The organism is Streptomyces lateritius (assembly GCF_014649715.1).
GTDB classification, from domain to species: Bacteria; Actinomycetota; Actinomycetes; order Streptomycetales; family Streptomycetaceae; genus Streptomyces; species Streptomyces lateritius.
The window spans coordinates 22,470-43,954 of record NZ_BMTO01000023.1 but is presented as its reverse complement, the minus strand read 5'-3'; the positions used below and the strand labels follow the sequence as shown (position 1 = coordinate 43,954).

The window sequence follows — 21,485 nt, the reverse complement described above, 5'->3', positions numbered from 1 at the left end:
CTAGCCCGCGATGCCGTTGAGGATGGTGATCAGGGACCCGGCCAGGAGAATGGCCGCGATGCCGCCGCCCATCCATTTGAACGGCTCACTGCCCCCGCCGTTGCGGCTCTTGTCAGCGACCGCCAGCTTGTAGACGCCGAAGCCCGCTCCCCCGACTCCCGCCAGGATCAGCAGCCACAGGCCGTAGCCGAAGATTTCGGAGACAGCGGGGGCCAGGCCTGGAATCTTGGTCGGCTTGGCACCTGGGATCAGGTCCTCCGCCAGCGTGACCAGGGTGGTGGACTTGTTCATGGTCATTTTCCTTCCATCGTGCGCCGCAGCTTCTCGGCCACGGCATGGACGTCCTTGTGCTCCAGGGCCTGCTCTGGATCTTTAACCGCGCGCAGGACCGGCAGGTACGGCACCCTCGCCACCCCGGCCAGCCGCCCCTCCAAGGCCCGCACGACGTATCGCGCGTCCGCCACCGGCCGGGCCGGGGCGTCGGCGATCAGCACCAGCCATGGCCTCGGTAGCGGGCCCCAGCGCAACAGCAGCTCCTCCACGCACGTCGCGCCGTACACGGTCGTCTCCGCCAGGAGTACGGGCTGTGCCCCGTAGGGGATGGGCTCCCCCGTGGCCAGCACCCGGGCCCGCGTGCCGCCGGCGTCGCCATCGAGCATGCGGGCAACGGTCGCCACTGCAATTCCGAAGCCATGGACAGGAATCAGCGCGTACCGGAGCCCAACCCCGTTGCTCCCCGGTGAGGTTGTAGTCACCGAATGGGTGATCACGTCGCAACTCCCCCTATGCAACTCTGTTTCGGCCACGATCTTGGGCTCGTGGGACTACTGAGGCTAGCGTGCATCACTGTCAGAGCTGGCCCATGTTTCCGCAGTACCGAAGGTCAGACCGCGACCGCCGCCGTCCCGCCGATATCGGCAGGCCCGGGAAACTCTGGATTTCAGGGGCGGACGCATGCCAGCACACGGGCGGCCGCCTGACGGGCGGAGGCGCCCTGACAACGGCTCATTGGAGGCGAGAGCACAAGCAGTACGGCATTAGTTCGTCGGGTTGCGGCAGCACAGACGCGACAGCAAAGAAGGACGCACACACGGGGGGCAACACGTGAAGGCACTGGGAGCTGCCGTCGCGATCATCACCATCGCCGTACTCACGGCCGTGAGCCTGATCGCGATGCTGCTCATCGAGGGCGACGCAGAGGCGACCGAGGCGACCGACGGAGGCGGCGGGCTCCAGGGTGTTCCGGGCGAGTTCCGGCCCTGGATCCTCAAGGCAGCCGCAGAATGCGATCAGCCAGCGATGAGTCCGGCCATGCTGGCCGCTCAGATCTGGCAGGAGTCGAAGTTCGAGACCAGTCGCGACACGGCCACCTCCTCCGCCGGCGCCCAGGGACCGGCCCAGTTCATGCCGGGCACCTGGGCCACATGGGGACGCGACTCCGACGGCAACGGCCAGGCCTCGCCCTGGGACATCGGCGACGCCGTCATCGCGCAGGGCCGCCTGATGTGCTCCCTGCTAGCGAAGGCCAAGAACTCCGGCTACAGCGGCGACGTCCGGGCTCTCGCCCTGGCTGGGTATAACGCAGGATGGGGACGAGTCGAACAATTCAAGGGCGTCCCCCCGATCTGGTTCGCCCGCGAGAAGGGCCAAGCGGAAGGCCAGACGTACCACTACGTCAGGGTCATCCTCGCCCTCATCCCCCGCTTCCAGGGCCCGGGCCTCCTGGAGGTCTCCGGCTCCGGAGCCGGACCCGACGCCCTACGCAAAGCGGCCAACCGCCTCGGCACCCCCTATACCTGGGGCGGCGGCGGACCCGGCGGACCCTCGACCGGGTTCTGCGATGACACCAATGGTTACCTCGGCGGTAAATGCTCCGCCTCCTCGACCGTCGGCTTCGACTGCAGCAGCCTCGTGCAGTACGCGTACTGGCCCAACACGAAACTGCCACGCGTCGCCGCCGCACAATACGGCGCCACTTCCAACAGGCCCGTCTCCCGCGACGCCCTCAAGCCAGGAGACCTGCTGTTCTGGTCGCACGGCGGCTCAGGCGCCATCTACCACGTCGCCCTCTACGCCGGCGACGGCAACGTCCTGCACGCACCCCGCACTGGCCGCAATGTAGAAATCGCCCCCCTCACCTCCGCCATGCCCGAGTCCGACTACTACGGCGCCACCCGCCCCTGAACCGAGGTCGGTGGCGCACCAAGCGGCGCCGAAGCCGGGCGAAAGCAGGGCGGACCCTGACTGCTCACTCATCGGACCCCCCGGTTGATCACTGTGAGCGGCGTTGTCGGCGCCAGCATCGCATCGGCCACTGACAACTCCGGCCGAAGGGTGGCCGTGGCCAAGCCCTCATGGCCCGGTCGCGAGGGCGAACGCTGCCTGGTGCGGCACTAGCGGGGCAGACGACCCACCACGGCACGGAACCTCTCCCGCCCTGCCGTGACGCTCGCGTCCCACAGACCTGCGGCGTCACCGCTCAGCGAGAGGGACTGGAGCCGTTGCTCGTCGGCAAGAAGGCTGGCACCCGACAGATTCTGGTCCAGCATCCCCATCGCGGTGAGCACCACATGGCCGCAGGACACCGCGTCGTCAGCGTTTCCCGAGCCGTGGGCCAGCAGGGCATACCGCAGGCAGAGGGCAGCGAAGAACGCGTAGGTGTCGGCGACACCGGTGATCCCCTCTTCGTCCGGCTGGAGCTCCGGAAACCGCTCCAGCCGGCGCAGTCGCTCGGCAGGGTCGGCGAGTGGCCGGTCGGCATACCAAAGATCGCGAACCGACTCCGCGTAGAGGTCCAGGTCGGCTTCCCGCCCCGCGGCGCCCGACCGCAGGCCCATGAACAGCGGTGCCATCCGTTCGGCACAGGCGGCGACATACAAACGCACCGCTTCGCCGGGCCCCTCACGCAGCGCCTCCGCGACGGCCCCCTCCACCAGCGTCTCCACGTCCCACCCTTTTCCCGTTCGAACAGATCGACAGGCTACACAGCGGGTTGAGGGCCGCAGCTTGACGCGTTAGGACCCTGAGGTGTCTTTGAGTGCCCGAACGTGCGATCCGTCCACGGAGCAGTCGTCGAGGCCCAACAGGCCAGTGCGGCGAAGCTCGGTCAGCAGAGCGGCGTGTAGGCGTGGCCACACGCTGGCCTCGGTCCAGTCCCGCAGCCGGCGCCAGGCCGTCACCCCTGAGCAGCCCACGGCCTCCGCGGGACGTCGCGCCACGCGACACCCATCCGCAGGACGTACATGACGCCGGCGAGGGCCACTCGGTCGGAGACACGCATCCGCCCGGGGTAGCGGCTTCGCCGCTCGGGAGCGGGGGGCAGTAGCGGGGCCACCCGCTCCCACAGGGCGTCCGGAACAAGATCAGCACGCACCCGGACACCCTGCCGACCAAGATCGTCAAGCACAAGACCCGCAGCTCAACTCATTCTGAAACGATCAGTAAGGAGGGAACGTTGTTCGCCGTCGGCACGCTCTGGGGGCCAGCCGCGCATGACACTAGCGGGCAGCTGCCCCGTCTGACCGGCCCAGCGGCGCAGCGCGGCGGCCGCCTGGTCGGCATCGTTCTGCGCCAGCTGCTCTGCCCGGGACGGTGCGATGTCAGCCGCGCCGCAGCCGGCGCCGAACGGCGTCGATGACGGCGCCGCGGACAGCAGCGGTACGGACGCCGCGGTAGGCGAGACGCTGGTAGCCCTTGTAGCGCCAGGGTACTGACCCGACCCAGCCGTCCACCGCGCGGAAGTGCCGCAGTGCCTCGCGGTGGCGTCCCTGCTTGGTCAGGCAATAGGCGACCAAGTGCTGAACGTAGGGCAGAGCGGGGTGCCCGGCTGCTGCTTCCATGTCCGCCAGCGCGGTGTCGACCATGGCTCGGACTTCCGGTGAGCGGAAGTCGTGCCTGTTGCCACGGGCCTCGTACATTTCGTACCAGGCGAACAGGGGCAGCGTGGCCATCAGCGTGCCCGCGGGGGCTCCGTCGGCGGCCTGCCCCGCGAATACCCGTGCCTTCTCGTGCGAGCCCCGCCACTTTTCGCTCCAGTACTGCAGCGCGTTGTAGTGGGCCTGGAAGTGGTGCGGTGCCCGCTTGGCAATCTCTTCCCAGAGCTCGCGCATCATGTCTTCGCTGTAACCGAGCCCGAGCGCCGGCCAGATCTCCGCGGAGTATGTACACGGGTCGTCCGGGTTGAGCCGAGCTGCGTCGGAGAGATTCTGGCGCGCCTTGGACAAGGCACGGTGGAACAGCCGGAACCGCCACGACGCTGTCTGATTCGCGTAGTTGCCGCGACGAAGCCGCCACGCGAGGCTCACCTGCGCCTGGGCCCGGATGAGCGCCGCGTCCGGGTCACCGGGATGCGCCCGCTCCCAGGCTCGTACCCACAGCGGCCACAACCAGCCGCCGGCGCGCGCCAGCTTCTCGGCGTACAAGGCCCGGCGGTCCCAGTCCTGCCCGGTCTGCGCCATCAGTCGCGCGGCGGGGCGCCAGAGGCCTAGGCCCGCCAGCACGATCGCTCGCCACAGGGCCGGGTCGGGCCCGGGGAGCAACCTGCTTTGCGGGCGCAGAGGGAACATGCCGAGGCAGAGGAGCGTGCCTGCGATGAGGAGGGCTGTACCTATGTCGGCGGAGGTCACGCCTGGTCCTGTTCAGTGGAATGGATCTTTGAGCGGCGCGTTCCACCGGTACCGGGTCGGCATGTCGGGGAGGAGCCATGCGTGGGGGCCAGCGGAGTATGCACGAGGCAGGGCCGCTGGAGCAACGGAGCACGGCCCGGGCCAGTGAAACGCCTTCGGACTGGCGAGCCCTGGGCCGGCTACCGAGCCTTGTCCTGCTTCGCTACGGGCCCGGTCTCCCGGTGCGCAGCCACCCCGGCCTGAGCGGGCGCCGCGCCCTTGGACGCCTGTGCCTTAGTAGGGCCCAGCGTCGACGACTGCGAGCGAGCCGCCGCCGCGCTGACCTTCGGCCGATCCAGCGGAGGGGCCTCGCCCGGCGCATGCCGCAGGACGTTGCTCGTTGCCTGAACCAGCCGCGAGCCGACCGTCCCCTTGCCCTGCTCCCATGAGGTGTCCTTCATCAACCCGGCGAGATGCTTTTCCACCAGCTTCTCCTGCCGCTCCATCTCGGCCATCCGCGCGACCAGCAAAGGCCACTGCTTATGAGCGACCATCAGGTCGGCCTCGCGCTCCCGGCCCGGCATCGCAGCCTTCACCATCCGAACGAAACGCTCGTTCTCCTGCGCGCCAATCGAAAGCTGCAAAAATGCCAGTTCCCGGTCGGCCAGGTCGATGTTGGTCGGGATGTCCAGGTCTTTCGTCATCGGTCCGTACGACAGCAAGGCGTCCCGACTCGTGGACGGCGCCTCCCCCGCCCCGAGGACCTTCGCAATCGCCTGGTCCACACCGAGGCCTTCGTCGTGCGCCGAAGCAAGGATCTGCTGCACGTCGACGGCGCGCTCCTGCAGCTGCGCCATCGTCGCCGCGATATCGGGCCATGTCGGCGAGGACAGGATCGCCTCCCGCGCAGACCCCGCTGGCAGCGTCTCGCGGAGCATCTTCGCCCACTGCCCGGTGCCCTCGCGAGCCACCCGCGCTTCGTTCGCGGCGACCGCGTCCCGTACGGTCACCCCGATCTCGCCGACGCGCGGCAGCAAGTGCTCCAAGTCGACACCCGCGTTCTTGAGCGCCATCAGCTGCTGTGCCAGCTGCGGCCAGTCCGCACCCGTAAGCAAGGCGGCGGAAATGTCTGCGGGCAGGAGGTCCTTCAACTCCTCCTTCGCGTCGACGGTCGCCTTGTCGGCGGGCGGCAGCTCCTCCTCGGCTCCCTTCCTCTGCTTCTGCTGGTGCCGCCGTACGGCATCCGCGATGGCCATAACCAGACGCACCGACATGACAGCGGTCTGTACCGCCTCGCCCGCCGCCTCAGCGAACGGCTCCCCCTGTGACTCTGGCGTCGTCATCTGATGGTTCTCCCCTCGTTAGCGGGCCCGCCTCGGACCCTTGCGCTGCTCGTCGCCCGGCGGCCTGCGATTCGGCGCAGGCGCCGCCACCTTCTTGGTCGATGCAGCGCTTCTCCCCGTGCCGCCCCCGGTTGTCGACGACGGGCTCGTGGCGGAGGCGTCCGCAGTCAACCCACGCTGCTTGCGCCATCCGTCCAGCCGCCATGTAAGCACTTCGGCGATCGACTCCGCTGAAGACAACTGCCTGCGGGCCGCGACCGTGGCCAGCACTTCGGCCGGATCTTCGCCCGCCCACTCGACCTCAATGAGGCTCCTTCTCAGAGTGGGCCAAGCCGGGTCCGCCAGGATCGCGCGCGCGTGGTCGGGAACGGCCTGCTGGACCACGCCCGCCATGGACCGCTCGCCGGGCGCGGCCACCGTGCGCTGCCCCGGTCCCGGCCGCGTAGCTGTGCGCTTGTGACGGGGCCGGCACTCGCGTGCCGCACTCGCGCCGGCGGTGACCTCGACCGCCTCCCGCAGCAACCGACCAGCACGCCCGGACGACTGAGCCTGGACCCGGTGCTCCTGCGCCTCATGCCACCGCCGGGCCGCCTCCACGGCCTGCACCAAGGCCAACAGGAAGCCAAGAGCGGCAGCCGCGTCGTTACGGCCGACCGCGGCCACCGACTGCGAGAGAACTTGCGCCGACTCGCGGTACAACCTCCGGGCATGACCCTCCAGTGCGCGGTCGCCGGGAGCTCGCGCGGCACGCTCGAACTCCTCCGCCGCATGCCTGATCTGCTCGCGTACCAGGCGCGGCGAAACGATGGCGGCGACTACGATCAGGTCGCCAAGTGCGGCCACGTCGCCCGCCCCCTGGTGCAGCCCTTCGGCCCCGAGCTGACCGGCCGCCTCCCGGACCTTGTCCTCGGCGATCCGCCACATCTCCGCCGGCGCAGCGCGCTGCGCCGGGACGGGCGTGCTCCATCTTTCGCGTACGCGGGGCAAGGACAGGTCCGGGGCGAGTCGGGCTCCGGAAAACCAGATGGGTGTCTGCTCCGGGTTCCGGTCACCTGGCATCGCCACCGAGTAGCCCGTGAGGTTGCCGTCCGGCGCGATGCGCTGTTTCACGCGCACCCCTGAGGCCGAGAGCCGGGTGAAGAAGTCGGCGTCATTCGTTGCCGCGGCCGCCGCCTCGCGCACCGTCCGCTGGAGGGTCACGCGTGGTGCTTCGCTCAGGCCGCGGCGCTCGGCCTTCTCCACCTCGCCGGCCTTCCGCCAGCGGGACGCGGTCTTGTCCCCGCTCTTGAGGCGCCGCAGCCCGAGCTTCTCTTCAAAGACCCGAGCGGCGGTCTGCATTTTGATGATGTCCTGGCGCAGGTTCGGCTGCCGTCCGTCCTCGCGGGCTTTCGTCGCCACGAGGTGGATGTGGTCGTCGGCGTGCCGGACTGCCACCCACCGGCATGCCTCGTCGTCACCGTGCTCAGCGATCCCGGAGGCGTGCATCATCTCGCGCGCGATCTCGGCCCACTCCTCATCGCTGAGGATGCGGTCGTCGGCGTCATTACGTACGGCTACGTGGTAGACGTGCAGCTTCGGCTTTTTCCCCCGCATTGCGAAGACCGGAGCGTCCAGGAGTAGTGCGAGGTCCGAGATCGTCATGTCGGGCGAGCGAGCCGGGTCGTCGATGTACGGGTCCCACGCGGCGACCATGTGCGGGTTCGTGTGCTCGTCCCGCCGGCCCGGCCCGTACAGATAGTGCAGGAGCCCGTAGGTGTCGTTCCCTTCGTCCAGCTTCTGCGGGATCACCCCCGCTCCTTTCTCTCCCTCATCACCTGGAGCGTGGCCTCGTCCAGGCGGCAGATCGCGCTCACCAGTGCCTGGTGCACCGCAATCATCTGCGGGCCAGGCACTTCGCCTTCCGAGTTCAAAACCTTGGCGATCTGGTTGTAGTTGACCCCGATTCTCTTCAGCTGCTTCCTTGCCTCGATCAGCTCGCCGACGACCGCCTTGGCGTTGACGGGCGTCGGCACGACGATCTCCTCTGCGACATCCAGGGCGACACGTCCGATCCAGGACGCTGTCGCCTGGCGGTCGCGTTCGGCGGCCGCTTTGACGATCGCGTGTTCGTCGTCGTTGTACGAGACCTTGATGCGTGTCTCGCGAGCTCCGCCGGCCTCTCGCTCGCGCCGCCGCGTAGCGGGGCGCTGGCGTGTTCCATCCGCTGGTGGCTCTGCCACAACAGCCCCTCCCGGTATTCCCCGGTCCGTGCTCGGACCCCTTGATCACCGGCCGTCCACCCTCCGGGAGGGGCGGCCAGACGATCCGCTTACTGGGCCCAGTAAGCACTATCTTGCTACCGCAGGCTAAGGGAGCGCCTCTAGCCACCTGTAGGCGCCCTGACCTGCACTCAAAAGCGCGCACCGGGACAGCCGTTTCTTCTGTCCACGCGCGCCCGGACTGGCACGATGACAGTACGATGCGCCCATGTCTGCACACGAGATCTTGCAACGGATGGAAGCGGCTCTGGCGGCCCGCGCCGAGGCGATCAAGCCTCTGGCCGAGATCCAGGGCCAGCGTGCCGACCTCCTCGCGAAGCTGGCCGCTCTCGACGAGCCGTACGGCAAGGCGTACGCCGATGCCGAGGCGCGTGGCTGGAACGCGGAGGAGCTGGCGGAGATCGGCATCGAGGAACCGGCCAAGCGGCCGAAAGGGCGGCCGCGGTCGCGGCGTCAGGTCGTGAAGAAGCCCGCCGCTGCGTCGTCGCCGGAAGCGCCTTCGCCGGCGGCGGCCGTACCAGCACAGGGCAGCACCGCGAGTGCGGCTCCGGTCGGTGCTGGCACCCAGTCCAGCTGACGGAGCAGAGCATCCAGATGGGCCCCGCCGAGTGGGCCCTTTGTCGGTTACCTTGCAGCTGCCGGTCAGGCGACGCGGTCGGCGTTGGCGGGCGCCGTCGGAGTGCGGGGGCGAACAGCTTCCGCAGAAGCTGCTTGTCGTCGGACTCGGTGAACAGCGACATCTGCTCAGCCTGCCGGGGTCGCGCCACGGGGAACGCTGCGGAGGGCTTCCGGTCGAGCGCACCGAGCCGGTACGTCTTCACCCGGCGCCGCCGCCCGGCTCCGGTTCGCCCGGGGCGATGCCTGGTACGTGGTCACCGACTCGTACCGATCCTTGCCTTGGACAGCGGCGGAGACGGCCGCGCCCATGAACTTGGTCGGAGCACATTTCTAGGCGATTTCGGACGCCACTTCGCAGCCCGCGGCCGGGCGGGCGGCCACGACGATGCCCGCAGCGCTGGAGAGCGACGCCGGGACCGGCCACAGCGCGGCAGCAGCCCGCCCCCATCAGCCACGGCCGGACGGCGCGGTCCCCTCACGCTCGATCAGGAGCGACGGCGGGGGTACGGTCCGCGCCCCACTCGACCCGGAATTCCGGCAATCCGACCATCGCCCCGGGCGCCCCTCCCCGCCGCCAGCCGCTTTTACCCAAGCCCGAAGCAGCCGCAGTCGCCCGCGCGGTCGGCCACGGAGACTTACGGACCCTGGGCACCTCACGGGAGCTGGCACCTGCCGGTCGGCCCCGCCGGTCAGCGGCAGCCGTACGAGCGCAGCATGACCGTCGATTTCGTCGACCGGGCTCAGCGGGCGGAGGCTGCCATTGACCGGCGGGGTCGAGCTCAAGCAGGCCGGAAGCCTTCCCCTTGCCCGCGCCGCCCCGGGTAGACCGCCATACGTCCTTGCCACCGGCTTCGGTATGGCGGTCTGGCCCAGGCGTTGTCCAGACGTACGGCGTGGTCGGCCAGACACCGGCCCGGACGCTGAGTGCTTCGACATATGACGGCGAGATACTCCCCATGGTCCAGCCCTGCCCCCGTGGCGGGGCGACGCTCACGCCTTACCACCAGTTGTGGCAGGCAATCTCGTTGGGATCGCCCAAGATCGAAGCACAGACACGGAACTTCCGGCTGGCCAGGAAGCTCATCGGATAGGCAGCGGTCGTACGAGTGCCGTTACCCCACATCTCGAAGGGGCCGCACTGAATCCAGTTCATGCCGCCATCGTTGCTGACATCCATCCACACTTGGGTCCGGATGCCCCCATGCAGACTGGTCGCTGACAGGTAGCCCCAGCCCATCTTCACGCCGTTGACGTACCCCCAGTGCTGGGCGAAGTGCGCCGCATTGCCCCAGGAGTTGCTTACGGCGCCACCGTTGACGGCGGTCCCCGTCCGGTTGTCCGGGATGTCTGTAAAGCCGTTCGCGTTTCCCGAGCAGTCTGCCGCCGACGCATGAGCAGAGGATGCCGGTCCGGCAACCACCAGTCCGCCTGTGATCATCAAAGCCGCTACTGTCGTCCTCAGAAGCCTAAGCGCACGCAATTTGTCCCCCTGGGAGTGGCGGCGGAAGGTTGGCCGGGTAACCGCGCCGGCCGCGGTGCAGGAACACAATCTTTCACGGGGTGCCCTTCTCACAGGTCGCTTTCTTGCCATCCTCCGCCCAAGAGGCACCCGATATCGGCCAACCGCGTGACGGGATGAGGCATGGAGAGGTCTCGCAGGGCAGGTCACACTCGTCCCGGACATGAGCCAGGGACCATCCCCGCGGGTGCGGGGAGCAAGTCTTCTTCGTCGGACTGCTCCTGCTCGGCATGGGACCATCCCCGCAGGTGCGGGGAGCAGACGAGGCGGCGGTAGGGGCGCCCGTTGCGCGGGGGACCATCCCCGCGGGTGCGGGGAGCAGGTGAGCGTGAGGGTGGCGCCGGGGATGGGTGCGGGACCATCCCCGCGGGTGCGGGGAGCAGTCTTCGCGACCTGCGGCTTTAGGTGGGCGCGCGTGTATTCAACGCCACTTTGATAAATATCGGCAAAAGGTGTGTGTGGGACATTTCTGGCCTCATGGTTTTCCGAAGCGACGCCGCTTCGACGCCTTGCTCCAGCCTGTCTTGCGCCCCGTGTCGTCAGCAGATCTGGCTGCTCCTGGATTTGGGCGGTGGATCAGCGTCAGCCCCTCGTGGTCGACCGGATGCCAGGCGTGGTCGAAGGTGCGGAAGGTGTATCCCTGCTCGTTGTTCGTCGTGTGAGCGAGCAGGGCTCTGCCTTGGCCGGCGTACTGCTGTACCTCGTCCCACAGCACGTCGCGGATTCTCGCCGAAGGGTTGCCGATGAAGACGCCTGCGGAGATCTCGAGGAGCCAACGGGTCAAGAAGCCTCTGAGACCCGGCGGGCAGCTGGTCAGTACGATCACGGTCACCAGGTCATCGCCTCATCCTCATCTCCGCCGTAGTTGCGGCCGGCGGCGACTTGCAGGTCTCCGTCGCTTTGCAGTGTGACGATGTCCTGGTCGGCGGCCGGCATGCCCAAGCCGTTGGGCAGAAGCAGCAGGCGCTTGATGTCATCGACGCAGCGGTCGAGCAGGGATGTTTTGTGGATGCGGTCGCGCAGGGCCCGTCGGGTGTGTGAGGCGACGTCCTCTTCGGTCTGCGCCGCGATGTCGAAGGCGAGTGGTATGCCGATCTCGGTCTTGTACAGGTCGGCGATGTCCAAAACGAACGAGAGTTCGTGACCAGAGTGGACGAAGCCGAGCGCGGGACTGCAGCCCAGGGACGTGACGACGGCGTGTGCGATGCCGTACATGCACTGTGCTGCGGCGGTGATGGCTTGGTTGACCGGGTCGCCTGAGCCGAAGTCGCCGGGAATGTACCTGCGGCCGCGCCAGGGGACTCCGGTGCGAGCCGCCTGGGCCCGGTAGCAGTCCTTGACCCGGCTGCCTTCCCGGCCGAGGAGTTCACGGCGGGTCAGCCCTGCCGGGTCTTCGTCGGGGAACCTGAGCCGGTACATGGCACGTGCGACGGCGAGACGTGAACGGGCGTTGGCCCATTGGACCGCCTGTGCCTCGGCCAGAGCCGAGGACCGGGTTAAGGCCCTGCCCCCGGCATAGAAGCGCACGCCCTGCTCGCCCACCCACGCGACTGCGGCGCCGGTCTCTCCCAGGACGCTCATTGCCTGATGGGTGATGCGCGTGCCGGGGCCGAGGAGCAGGGTGCCGATGGTTGCTGACGGGATGTGGGTCGTGCCGTCGGCATCGGTGGCGGTGAGGGCGTTGGCGTCCCGGTGGACTGTGCAGCGCTCCAGATAGACGAAGGACAGCCGCTCCCCGGTGCGGGTGAGGTCGCGCGGGGTGAGCGCCGTGCGTTGGGAGGGGGTCGTCAACGGGTCACGCCCGGCAGGGGCGCCAGTGTCATCAAGCCGCAGCCGTACGCCTTGGCTTTCCCGAGACCGGAAGTGAGGGTGCGGCGGATGCGCTCGGGGTCGGTGATTTCGAGACGGCCATCGAAGGTGACGGTGACCAGGCTGACTGGCTTCTTGCCGGGTCGCCCGTCGGCCTGGGCTTTGTTGAACGCCAGGGAGCGCTGGTCTCGGACGGTCAGTTCGTATCGGTCTCCGTGGTGGTCGTGCTTGTGGTGCGTCGTTCCAGCGGGCAGGAGCCGTTTGCTGTCCGGCTTCTCGAGGATGCGGAAGCCGGCTCGCTCCTGGCGGCTCGGGTCCAGCAGCCACCCCATTTGATGTACGGGGGTCAGGTGGGCGGTGCGTTTACGTGGCTCGTCGGCGGTGCGGCGGATGTGGTGGACGGGGTTGGCCGTCAGGCGAAAGCTCCAGTGGTCGCCCTTTGCCAGCCGGTCGAGGAGCGGGGCGTAGGGGCGGGTCTGCCAGCCAGGGTTGTCCGGGGTTGCTGCGGCCGGCCACCCGGCTTGTTCCACAATGTGTGTCAGGTCGGGCCGGGTCGGGCTGACGAGGAAGACCATGGCCTCGGCCCGCGCGTGGTGGTCGAGGCGCCACAGCACTCGGGGGCCGTCCGCTTCCGGGGCGTCGGTGGGCAGCAGGTCGGGGAATGACGACATGACGGCCGCATGCAGCGCCTGGGGTGAGGAGAGCAGACGCCGGGCGCCGGAACGGGCGGTGTTCATGCGGAAGCGGGTCAGGAACATCAGGCGCTCTCCTCTTCCAGCGCGGCGAACGGGTCGTGCCGGGGCGCTGCCGGTGTGGTGTGCCGGCGCGGTGCGGCGGACGGGTTGAGGATGGCCACCTCCCTGCGCACGACGGTGCGCAGCGAGTGGCGGCGGTGCTCGGCGGCGAAGCTCAACGGCTGATCCCGCAGAACCTCGGTGTCGGTGTCGTCCTTGCCAGCCTCGTGCAGAACGGGCAGCTTCACCACGGGCTCCTCGCGGTGTTGCCTGCGGTACCAGGCTGAGGCCTGCCACGGCTCCTGGTGCAGTGCCCGCAGGAGGTCGAGGCCGTCATGGAGGCCGAGGTCGACAGGTTGGGCAGGCGGGCAGGAGCGGCGGCCGAGGAACGGCGGGTACACCGGAGCGCGCAGGGCCGCGTGAAGGCCGGCGAGGAGGTCGGCCTCGCCTTCCACCGCGGCGACGAACACGGCGTCGGCGAGGTAGAACCGCTCGGACAGCGGCATGGACTTCCCGGTGATGCCGTGGTGAGCGGTCTGGAAGTCCCGAAGCCGGGTGCCCGGCTGGTCGATCCGAACGCCGAACCGCAGGGCGGCCAGAGGCTTCAGGGCTTCGTCGTCGCCCCGGTCGATGCCTTTCGCCGCGGCGAGCATGCCGATCACGCCACTCTTGGTCGGAGCGGACTCGGTGGTGCGGCGGACGAATCTAGCTGAGGCCCCCCACGCCTGCAGGGGGCCGGCGAGCCTGAGGGTGAGCACGCTCATGCGGGCTTCTCCAGGCGTTCTGCGACGGCCTGGCCCACGGCGGAGACGAGCTCGCCGAGCTTGTCCATCTCGGTACCGATGCCGCCGAGTTTCTGCGTGGCCGGGCCGACCCTGAGCACCCAGGTGAGAGTGGAATCTTCGTCGCCGTAGGCACGCTCGATGTCCGGGATGTACTCCGCCAGCCGCTCACACGCCTCGCGGACGTGGCCGCCCTGGTCGCCGCGCACCGGGTCTTCGAAGGCGGAGACGAAGCTGATGGGGCGGGTGGTGCGGAGCTTGACGACGACCGCGTCGGGGAAGGTGTGGTGTCCGAAGGTGTTGATCTTTCCCTTGGGCAGGGAGGCGACGAAGGCGTTGACGAACGCCTCCACGGCGCGGCGCACCGGTGTGGTCAGCGGCTCGTCGTCGCGCAGGCCCTGGCCGAGGTTTTCGGCCAGCTGGTGCACGCCGAGCGCCGCGTACCGGTAGAGGGTGGCGGAGTTGAAGTCGACGGTGCCGATCATCCCGGCACCGGGCTCGGCGTCGGTGTTCTTGTCGTCGACGGCCGTGTAGTAGTCCGACTCGTTCTCGACCCGGTGGACGCTGATGGCGTGGGCGACCTGGACGGCTGCGTCGACACTGATGTCGGCGATGTCGGCGACCATGCGGCCGAACAGCGAGATGTCGACGGAGTGGCGGGTGTCGGCGAGCTGCTTGGCGCGGACCTTGTTGTTCTTCAGGAACGCCTTGATGTCCGCGGCGCCCTCGACGGCGAGCCGGGCGAGTGCGTCGAACTGGCGGGCGCTGAAGAACATCAGGTACTTGGCCTCGGGCAGCGGGTCCGGCTCCCCGTCCTTGGCTGCGGCCGCCTTGCGCTTGGGGACCTCGATCTTCAGACCGGTGGCCTGGACGACCTCCGCGGCCAGCCGCTGTGCCGTTTCTCCGGCCAGAGCGGGCTCGATGCCGGCGATCCTGTCGGCGAGTACTTCCACGACCTTCTTGGTCCGCACGCCCAGCTCGCTCGGATCCAGCAGGTGCTCATCCTCGAAGTACTCCCGTGTGGCGCGCTTCCACGCCTGGCTGGAGACACGGGCACGCGGCACGCCTCCGTACAAGCCAGTCTTGGGCGCACCGGTGTCGTCCCGGTTGAGGTTGCTGGGCGGGACGGTCTGCAGGGCGTGCACGTCGAGGAAGATGCGGTTCACGAGGCGTCCTTGGTGGTCGTGTCGGTCTCGGTGTCGATGGAGTCGTCGCCGGCGTCTGCCGGTGCGGCGGTCGGCTGCTGCCACAGCTCGTCGTCCCCCCGCCACGCGTGGAAGGAGCGTCCCCACTCGGTGCGGACGGTGTCCGCTCCACCGGGCCACTGCCACTGGTAGAGCTGCCCGGCGAGCAGTGCGTAGTCGAGGCGGACCTCCTCGCGGCGCAGGAGAACGACGATGTCCCTCAGGCGCTGGGCCAGGGTCGTCAGATCGGGTGCGGTGCCGGCGCGGACCAGCCGCTTGCGGAGCGGCTCGTCGATCTCGCCCGCCGACATGAGCCGGTGTACGGCGGCTCCGAGGCCTCGGGGCAGCTCGCGGCGGTGCAGCTGGTGCATGCCGGTGTTGCGCGCCTGCTGGTGCAGGGCCCACAGGGTGAGGGCGGTGTGGACGGCTTCCTCGGCCCGGGACAGCTCGCCTTCGCTCAGCGCTCGTGCGTCGCGCGGCCGTTCGTGCAGGGGTGAGCTGTCGACCAGTTCCCACAGGTCGGGCAGCTGGCCGGCGTTCCGGCCGGCTCCCCGGCGGAGCCGGGCGAGTGCCGCGACCGCTTTCGCGTCGTCGGCAAGGTATCTGCCCTGCCATTCGCTGATGCGCTGGTGAGTGAGCCGGGCGACCTGCTCGCGCACCGAGGAAGGGGCTGTGGTGATGGTCGTCATGCGTGCACCTTCAAAGAGGAATCCGCCGTCGCAGGGGCTTGTGCACCGGACGGCTGGTCGTCGTCGTTGGGGTGGCCCAGGCACTTGCCCAGCCGGGCCCGGAACCATCGGTGGGCGAGGGCGGAGTTGAGCCACACGCTGCCCTGCTTCGTCGGCAGGGTGCGGCCGACCCATGCCGCCTCACCGGCGTCGGCGATCAGCTGATCTCCGAGCCGGGAAACGATCCGGTGGACCTGACACTGCCAGCGCGTGCGCTCCTCGTACGGGTCCTCGGCCGTGGCTAGCCCTGCCAGCCACGCACGGTAAGGGCCCTCGAGAGCGCCGAAGGCACGATCGCGTGCCACGGCGCGCGGGCTCTCGTTCTCCTTGCCGGCCGCGCGCTCCAGGTCGGTGGCGAGGTCACCGAGTACCTTGACCGCCTCGTCGGCGTCGGTGACCGCGTCGATCGCCTGCTGTGCGTACTCACGATCCTGCTGGTGCAGCAGGATCACACCCATCGTCAGATGGTCGTCGACCACCTCGTCGATCACGGACTGCTGGGTACCGTACCGAGCGCCGATGATCCGCGCGCGGACCAGGAAACCGCGGGGCAGCTCGCCCTCGGTGACCAGGCGGGCGATCCATTCCAGGACGCCGGGCCGCAGGAAGGCCGGCACGTCGGAACCTGCCTTCACCGTCTGCGCCCGGTCGGCGATCAGGGAAGCGAGCCCACGCCAGGCGGCTCGCTCCGGGTCGTGCTCGCGCGGCAGGTAGACCAAGGCCTCGCCGTGCTTCTTCTCCTGCGCCTCGCTGCGGCGCCAGGCGGTCATCGGCTCGACGACGTGTTTGTTGCGTGCGTTCAGCGGATCTCCGTTGCCGAGGACGACACCATGCACACCGTCCGAGTCGGCGTGGAGCCGCATGCGCCGGCTCTGCCAGGTGTACAGGTCCCGGACGCCCGTCGGTGTGCGTTCCGCGCCGCCGGGGCCGCTCGGCTCGCGCCGCCAGGCGGGGCGGTCGGCGGGTTCGAACCGCAGGCCGCCCGTGTCGGCAGCCACGAGATTGAGAAGCAGCGTCTCGCGCAGGGTGTCCCCTTCGACGAAAACGCCGCCGAGGTTGCCGGCCCAGCCCACCCCGAGCGGGTAGACCTTGCCGCCCTTGGCGCGGGCGTCACCATCGACACCGCTCTTGATGCCGGAGGTGTCGTACGCGTGCGCGTGCACGACCCACCGAGCGGCCTCCGCGAAGCCGAGCCGGTCGACGGTCGGCATCCGCGCCGAGAAGTACGGCTCACCGTTGGGCACATCGGCCACGATCCGATTGAGGGAGAACACCTCATCTTTCGCCGTGCGCAGTCCTGCCGCCTGAAAGAACGGAGTCTCGGCGCCGAATAGGTCAAAGCAGTCCCGATGAGTGTCGAGGTACTCATCCACACGCCCGAAGCACTGCGGATCGCTCCACAGCTCCGACCAGTGCTCAATGTCCCTCGGACCCTCTACGGCGTCATGGGCGATCACGAGCAGCAGCCGCAGGAGGGCGAACTCCTGAGTGGGCAGGTCACCCGCGATCCGCCGCACCCCGTCCGCCTGCGCGAACACCTCACGCAGCGACAGTTCGTCCTGCGTGCCGTCCCGTCTGAGCACCTCGATCCACGGCTGCTCCGTCAGATCGAACGATAGCGCGGCATCGTTCGCATCGGTCTTTTCAGGCACGGGTCACCTCAAGTCCGTCGGCCTTGCTGTACCGGAGGGAGAAGCCTGCCAGGCGGGTCTGACAGTCCTCGTCGAGGGCGAGAATCAGCTGGCCGGCAAGCCAGTGACTGTCTTTCACCTGCCAAGCAGGCACATACAGTTCCTCAAGCTGCGTGATGGCCTGGTCCATCACCTCGGCGTATGAGAACTGGATCGGAAGACGCAGCCCGCTGCTTGCCGCTGCACGGGCGGCGAGCAGTCCCGGGACTTGGTCCTGAGGCAGTTCCAGCCCGCCGAGCTGCCTGCCCCGACGGTCCGCAGCGAGCCACGGCACAGTGGTCAGCACACCGTCGGCGCGCCGCTGCACGACGACCACCTCCAGGCTTTCGCGGCTGTCGCGGACCTGGGCCCGGCCGGCCCGGGTGTCGTCCGCGTCCCCTGCGCCGGCGGCCACCCATCCGAACAGGGGCCTGCCCGCCCGGCCCACCTCGCCGAGCCGGAACGTCACCGCACGATCAGCCTGATCCGCGCGCTGTTTCTCATGCTGGGCGGCCGCCTTGCTCAAAGCTTCCGCCCATCCATCCGGTCCGGCCGGACCCTCGGCGTACGCGCTCTGCACCAGCGGACTGATGTCCTCCGGCAGCCGGACCGGACGATTCTCCCCGGCGTCGAGGTGGGACAGCAGAGCCGCAGCAGAGCGAAGCAGCGCGTGCGCGCCGTACACAGCCACCGACCCGCGCACCGGCGCGGGCACATCCGCATCCCAGTCAACGCCGGTGACGAGGCAACGCGCCTCACGCAGCCGCGGCGGCCGGTCGCTTTGCCCCTCCCCCCGCTGATGCCGGTGCAGGCGGCCCATGCGCTGGAGCAGCAGGTCCACCGGGCACAGGTCGGTTACGAGCACGTCGAAGTCGACGTCGAGGGACTGCTCGGCGACCTGACTGGCGACCACAATGTGCGGTCCGGTGGGACGATCGGTCGCCTTGCCCGGCGGTCCGAAACGACGCAGCAGTGCCGCATCCTTTGCCGCACGGTCCACGTCGATGAAGCACGAATGGGCCACGGTGACGCTCTCGTCGCCGAACCGCGCCCGCAGCACACGCGCCGTCTCCAGGACGCGCTTGACCGTGTTGCGCACGACCAAGGCGCAGCCCCCGCCGTCGAGCTCCTTCGCCAGCCGGTCAGCGAGAACCTCACCGCCGTCATCGAGACGCTCAAGCCGGACCGGCGCGCCCCGGCCGGAGGCCGCCGGACGTCGCATGACGGGCAGGCCCCTGGGTGCCACGGCGGTCAGCAAGGGGTACTCGCCGGCCTGGGCGACGACGTCGAATTCCGCTTCGGTGGCCGCGCCCTGGCCACCAGCTCCGGCGTAGGCCTCGACCAGCTCGCGCCTGCGGCCCGCCGGCAGCGTCGCCGACAACACCACCACGGGCACCCGGTACGCGCCGAGCCAGGACAGGACACGGTCGAGGTAGACACTCATGTAGGCGTCGTACGCGTGCGCCTCGTCGATGACGACGACTTTCCCGGCGACAGCGAGGTGACGCAGCGCCAGGTGCTTGCTCTTCAGGCCGGCGAACAGCAACTGGTCGACGGTGCCGGTGACGAACGAGGCCAGCATCGCCTTCTTGCGGCCGCGCAGCCATGCATGCGCGACCAGATCTGCGGGAGCGGCACGGCTGCTGTCCGACGGCCGCCACGGCCGCGTCGGCGAGGCATCCACGTCGACGGCGGAGAGGCGATGCGTACCCCGCATGAGGTCAGCGAAGTCCTCGTTAAGGGCCGCCTTGGAGTGGGCGAGCAAAACCGAATGCCGCGTTCCCTCCTGGGCGGGCAGGCGCTTCAGCCACTCCAGCAGGCGGGGGAACATCGCATTGCCGGTCGCCATCGTCGGCAACGCGAAGAACACACCGCCCGCGCCCGACCGGGCAGCGAAGATCTCGGCCACAGCGAGCGCAGCCTCAGTCTTGCCCTCGCCCATCGGCGCCTCGACGACCATCAGCCCCGGCTCGTCCATGGATCGGGCTAGCTCGACAGCCGCCTCCTGCACGGGCCGTACCTTCGCCCCCGGCGGCAGCCCGAACCTGGAGGAGAACAGCCCCTGAGCATCCTCGAGCGACTCCGCAACGCTCCAGGCCGCAGGCAGATCGAGACCGCGCCAAGCCACTTCCGCACGCTCCGTACTGCTGCGCGGAACATCCTGCGGATAGTACGGAAACAGGTCAGGGTTGCTCGCGATCCAATCGGAGACGATGACAAGAGCCGTCAACAGCACCTGCACAGGTTGCGGCAGTTCCACCGCCCGCCAGTGACCAAGCCGGTCTCGGACGCCAAACGCCTCCGCACAGGCATCGAGCAGCTCCCCCTGCACCTGCCGCCACAACGCCCGGCTCGCACCCGGCGTACGCAACAGGTGCTGGCGGCTGGCCAGAGCAGTGATCTGACCGTGCTCGGGCGGCACCCCATGGTGCCCGCCCACAACAACCGTGAACTGCCCAACCCGCTTGGGCACCCAGCCATGACGCTCCTCCAGCCACTCCCCCAGTAGCACCTGGCCGGCAAGCCCATGCGGCGCCAGCCGACGGTCGGAACCCATGGCCCCCTGCGACCGCATCTCCAGGCCCTGCGCCCTCATCCGGTCAGCAAGCTGCTCGACCTGGCACGCGAACGCCGGCGTCACCTTCCCGATGTCATGCACACCCGCCAGCCACACCGCCAGCCGCCGGCCGTCAGCCTCACCCCCCGGAAGCGCCGCCCCGATCAGTCTGCGAACGCTCACCGGCAGCCATCTGTCCCACAACAGGCCAGCCGCGGCAGCGCTGTCCTCCAGGTGCTGCCACAGCGGCAACCAGCCCTCGGAGTCCCTATCGTGCTTGGCCCAAAGCGTCAGAACCGGCCCACCAAGCATGCTCCGAAGGCCGGAACGGCCCTCCCCCTCACCCGTCATGCCCGATGAATACAGGCAAATCCTGACGCAGGATGTCTATATGACGAGATCAGACAAGATCCCTTTCCAGATCTGGCCATACAGGCAAGGAAGGGGCAGCCAGGCCCTAAGATGATCCCTTTACCCTGGCAGCCAACAGCGCACAGAACATTGCCCCGCATGAGTGATTTGTCGGATTCCATAAAACTGGTCAAAAACTGGTCCCGGCCTCCCTGAACATGCTGGTCACACAGTCTGCTCCCCGCACCCGCGGGGATGGTCCCGCATCAGGCTGCTGCGCGAATCACGAGGCATGCTGCTCCCCGCACCCGCGGGGATGGTCCCGACCAGGGCGGCCGGACGGTACGGATACGCGGCTGCTCCCCGCACCCGCGGGGATGGTCCCGTCGTCGGCGGCACCATCCGCGTGTACTCGCACTGCTCCCCGCACCCGCGGGGATGGTCCCTGCCTCATGGCGGTCTGGTGAAGGAGATCCGGCTGCTCCCCGCACCCGCGGGGATGGTCCCAGGCCCCGGGGGGCCACCCTCCTGATGAGGGTCCTGCTCCCCGCACCCGCGGGGATGGTCCCAGGGTCTTCCCGATCCTCACGGACATCCTGGTCTGCTCCCCGCACCCGCGGGGATGGTCCCAAGGGCATGGCCATCTTCTCCAGCCTCATGGGCTGCTCCCCGCACCCGCGGGGATGGTCCCGCGGAAGCCGACGAGTAGATCCCGTCGTACGTCTGCTCCCCGCACCCGCGGGGATGGTCCCCCGAGCCTGCCGAATCGACCGACATCTTCGGACTGCTCCCCGCACCCGCGGGGATGGTCCCCGCCCGTAGTAGGGGCTGGACGGGTTCCGGTTCTGCTCCCCGCACCCGCGGGGATGGTCCCGGCGGCGCCATGACCGGGCGGCCGGCGGACGACTGCTCCCCGCACCCGCGGGGATGGTCCCACCCGGAAGAGCACCACGCCCACCACGACGCTCTGCTCCCCGCACCCGCGGGGATGGTCCCTCTCCGACACCTTGCCGGGTACCTTCCGTGCCAGTGTCTGCTCCCCGCACCCGCGGGGATGGTCCCACCTGGATCGTCACATCGCTCGCCGTCTCGGGCTGCTCCCCGCACCCGCGGGGATGGTCCCACCGCTCCGCGAGGATCGGCGTCACGAGCGTGATCTGCTCCCCGCACCCGCGGGGATGGTCCCGACATCGAAGGCACCGATCCGAGCGAGTCCGTCTGCTCCCCGCACCCGCGGGGATGGTCCCTTGGCGGGCATCATGACCACCTCTACTCACTACTGCTCCCCGCACCCGCGGGGATGGTCCCACGCCCCCGTCGACCGACCG

Annotated in this window: 18 protein-coding genes, 1 pseudogene and 1 CRISPR repeat array (1 of these 20 only partly in view); of the genes and pseudogenes, 2 read left to right on the top strand and 17 right to left on the bottom strand. The window is 69.1% G+C overall.

The genetic code is table 11. The features are described 5' to 3' along the window. Positions 1-291, bottom strand: coding sequence for a hypothetical protein (locus IE136_RS33085; protein WP_189602314.1), 291 nt, complete (start codon positions 289-291; stop codon positions 1-3). 2 nt (positions 292-293) lie between these two features. Beyond that, entirely contained in the window at positions 294-659 is a 366-nt protein-coding gene (locus tag IE136_RS33080; RefSeq protein ID WP_189602313.1) for a hypothetical protein, read from the bottom strand. A gap of 445 nt (positions 660-1,104) precedes the next feature. Between IE136_RS33080 and IE136_RS36640 the strand changes: the two genes are divergently transcribed. Continuing rightward, complete coding sequence (locus IE136_RS36640) at positions 1,105-2,184, top strand: C40 family peptidase (protein ID WP_308432511.1); 1,080 nt, start codon at positions 1,105-1,107, stop codon at positions 2,182-2,184. Between the two features lie 209 nt (positions 2,185-2,393). Here the strand turns inward: IE136_RS36640 and IE136_RS33070 are convergent, their stop codons facing one another. From IE136_RS33070 to IE136_RS33045, 6 genes and pseudogenes are all read right to left on the bottom strand, one after another. Then, positions 2,394-2,945 carry a hypothetical protein gene (locus tag IE136_RS33070; protein WP_229819412.1) on the bottom strand — a complete coding sequence of 184 codons (552 nt, stop codon included), beginning with the start codon at positions 2,943-2,945 and terminating at the stop codon, positions 2,394-2,396. 87 nt (positions 2,946-3,032) lie between these two features. Continuing rightward, positions 3,033-3,373: pseudogene (locus IE136_RS33065) on the bottom strand (transposase); the annotation flags it as partial. A gap of 226 nt (positions 3,374-3,599) precedes the next feature. Continuing rightward, positions 3,600-4,625 carry a hypothetical protein gene (locus IE136_RS33060; protein WP_189602312.1) on the bottom strand — a complete coding sequence of 342 codons (1,026 nt, stop codon included), beginning with the start codon at positions 4,623-4,625 and terminating at the stop codon, positions 3,600-3,602. 179 nt (positions 4,626-4,804) lie between these two features. After that, complete coding sequence (locus IE136_RS33055) at positions 4,805-5,947, bottom strand: hypothetical protein (protein ID WP_189602311.1); 1,143 nt, start codon at positions 5,945-5,947, stop codon at positions 4,805-4,807. An 18-nt stretch (positions 5,948-5,965) separates the two neighbouring features. Next, positions 5,966-7,735, bottom strand: coding sequence for a relaxase/mobilization nuclease domain-containing protein (locus tag IE136_RS33050; protein WP_189602310.1), 1,770 nt, complete (start codon positions 7,733-7,735; stop codon positions 5,966-5,968). Further along, positions 7,732-8,166, bottom strand: a complete 435-nt coding sequence (locus tag IE136_RS33045) for a plasmid mobilization protein (RefSeq protein ID WP_189602309.1) — start codon at positions 8,164-8,166, stop codon at positions 7,732-7,734. The genes IE136_RS33050 and IE136_RS33045 overlap by 4 nt, the downstream gene beginning before the upstream one ends. Before the next feature lie 247 nt (positions 8,167-8,413). On the opposite strand from IE136_RS33045, the gene IE136_RS33040 reads away from it, so the two are divergent. Continuing rightward, on the top strand, positions 8,414-8,782 hold the full coding sequence (locus IE136_RS33040) for a hypothetical protein (protein ID WP_189602308.1): 369 nt from the start codon (positions 8,414-8,416) through the stop codon (positions 8,780-8,782). A gap of 1,038 nt (positions 8,783-9,820) precedes the next feature. On the opposite strand, the gene IE136_RS33035 is transcribed toward IE136_RS33040, so the two are convergent. The 9 genes from IE136_RS33035 to cas3 form a co-directional block, all read right to left on the bottom strand. Then, complete coding sequence (locus IE136_RS33035; protein WP_189602307.1) at positions 9,821-10,264, bottom strand: hypothetical protein; 444 nt, start codon at positions 10,262-10,264, stop codon at positions 9,821-9,823. Between the two features lie 553 nt (positions 10,265-10,817). Further along, positions 10,818-11,174: a type I-E CRISPR-associated endoribonuclease Cas2e gene (gene cas2e / locus IE136_RS33030; protein ID WP_189602306.1), complete on the bottom strand. Its 357-nt coding sequence runs from the start codon at positions 11,172-11,174 to the stop codon at positions 10,818-10,820. Next, entirely contained in the window at positions 11,171-12,133 is a 963-nt protein-coding gene (gene cas1e / locus IE136_RS33025) for a type I-E CRISPR-associated endonuclease Cas1e (protein ID WP_189602305.1), read from the bottom strand. Before cas1e ends, cas2e begins: the two co-directional genes overlap by 4 nt. Further along, positions 12,130-12,909, bottom strand: a complete 780-nt coding sequence (gene cas6e / locus IE136_RS33020; RefSeq protein WP_189602304.1) for a type I-E CRISPR-associated protein Cas6/Cse3/CasE — start codon at positions 12,907-12,909, stop codon at positions 12,130-12,132. Before cas6e ends, cas1e begins: the two co-directional genes overlap by 4 nt. Next, positions 12,909-13,649, bottom strand: coding sequence for a type I-E CRISPR-associated protein Cas5/CasD (cas5e, locus tag IE136_RS33015; protein WP_189602303.1), 741 nt, complete (start codon positions 13,647-13,649; stop codon positions 12,909-12,911). The genes cas6e and cas5e overlap by 1 nt, the downstream gene beginning before the upstream one ends. After that, positions 13,646-14,833 (bottom strand): type I-E CRISPR-associated protein Cas7/Cse4/CasC, encoded by a 1,188-nt coding sequence (gene cas7e, locus IE136_RS33010; protein WP_189602302.1) that lies wholly within the window; start codon positions 14,831-14,833, stop codon positions 13,646-13,648. Before cas7e ends, cas5e begins: the two co-directional genes overlap by 4 nt. Beyond that, positions 14,830-15,540, bottom strand: a complete 711-nt coding sequence (gene casB / locus IE136_RS33005; protein ID WP_189602301.1) for a type I-E CRISPR-associated protein Cse2/CasB — start codon at positions 15,538-15,540, stop codon at positions 14,830-14,832. The genes cas7e and casB overlap by 4 nt, the downstream gene beginning before the upstream one ends. After that, a complete protein-coding gene (casA, locus tag IE136_RS33000; protein ID WP_189602300.1) occupies positions 15,537-17,231 on the bottom strand; it encodes a type I-E CRISPR-associated protein Cse1/CasA in 1,695 nt (564 codons plus the stop codon). The genes casB and casA overlap by 4 nt, the downstream gene beginning before the upstream one ends. Then, complete coding sequence (cas3, locus tag IE136_RS32995) at positions 17,224-20,058, bottom strand: CRISPR-associated helicase Cas3' (protein WP_506417214.1); 2,835 nt, start codon at positions 20,056-20,058, stop codon at positions 17,224-17,226. Before cas3 ends, casA begins: the two co-directional genes overlap by 8 nt. 333 nt (positions 20,059-20,391) lie before the next feature. Further along, positions 20,392-21,485: a CRISPR direct-repeat array (repeat unit 29 nt; unit sequence CTGCTCCCCGCACCCGCGGGGATGGTCCC) (it continues 1,017 nt past the right edge of the window).

What these genes read in the sequence shown, in the direction of transcription:
- IE136_RS33085 (WP_189602314.1), bottom strand. Translation starts at nt 291, where the DNA reads ATGAACAAGTCCACCACCCTGGTCACGCTGGCGGAGGACCTGATCCCA.
- IE136_RS33080 (WP_189602313.1), bottom strand. Translation starts at nt 659, where the DNA reads ATGCTCGATGGCGACGCCGGCGGCACGCGGGCCCGGGTGCTGGCCACG.
- IE136_RS33055 (WP_189602311.1), bottom strand. Translation starts at nt 5,947, where the DNA reads ATGACGACGCCAGAGTCACAGGGGGAGCCGTTCGCTGAGGCGGCGGGC.
- IE136_RS33040 (WP_189602308.1), top strand. Translation starts at nt 8,414, where the DNA reads ATGTCTGCACACGAGATCTTGCAACGGATGGAAGCGGCTCTGGCGGCC.
- cas6e (WP_189602304.1), bottom strand. Translation starts at nt 12,909, where the DNA reads ATGTTCCTGACCCGCTTCCGCATGAACACCGCCCGTTCCGGCGCCCGG.
- cas5e (WP_189602303.1), bottom strand. Translation starts at nt 13,649, where the DNA reads ATGAGCGTGCTCACCCTCAGGCTCGCCGGCCCCCTGCAGGCGTGGGGG.
- casB (WP_189602301.1), bottom strand. Translation starts at nt 15,540, where the DNA reads ATGACGACCATCACCACAGCCCCTTCCTCGGTGCGCGAGCAGGTCGCC.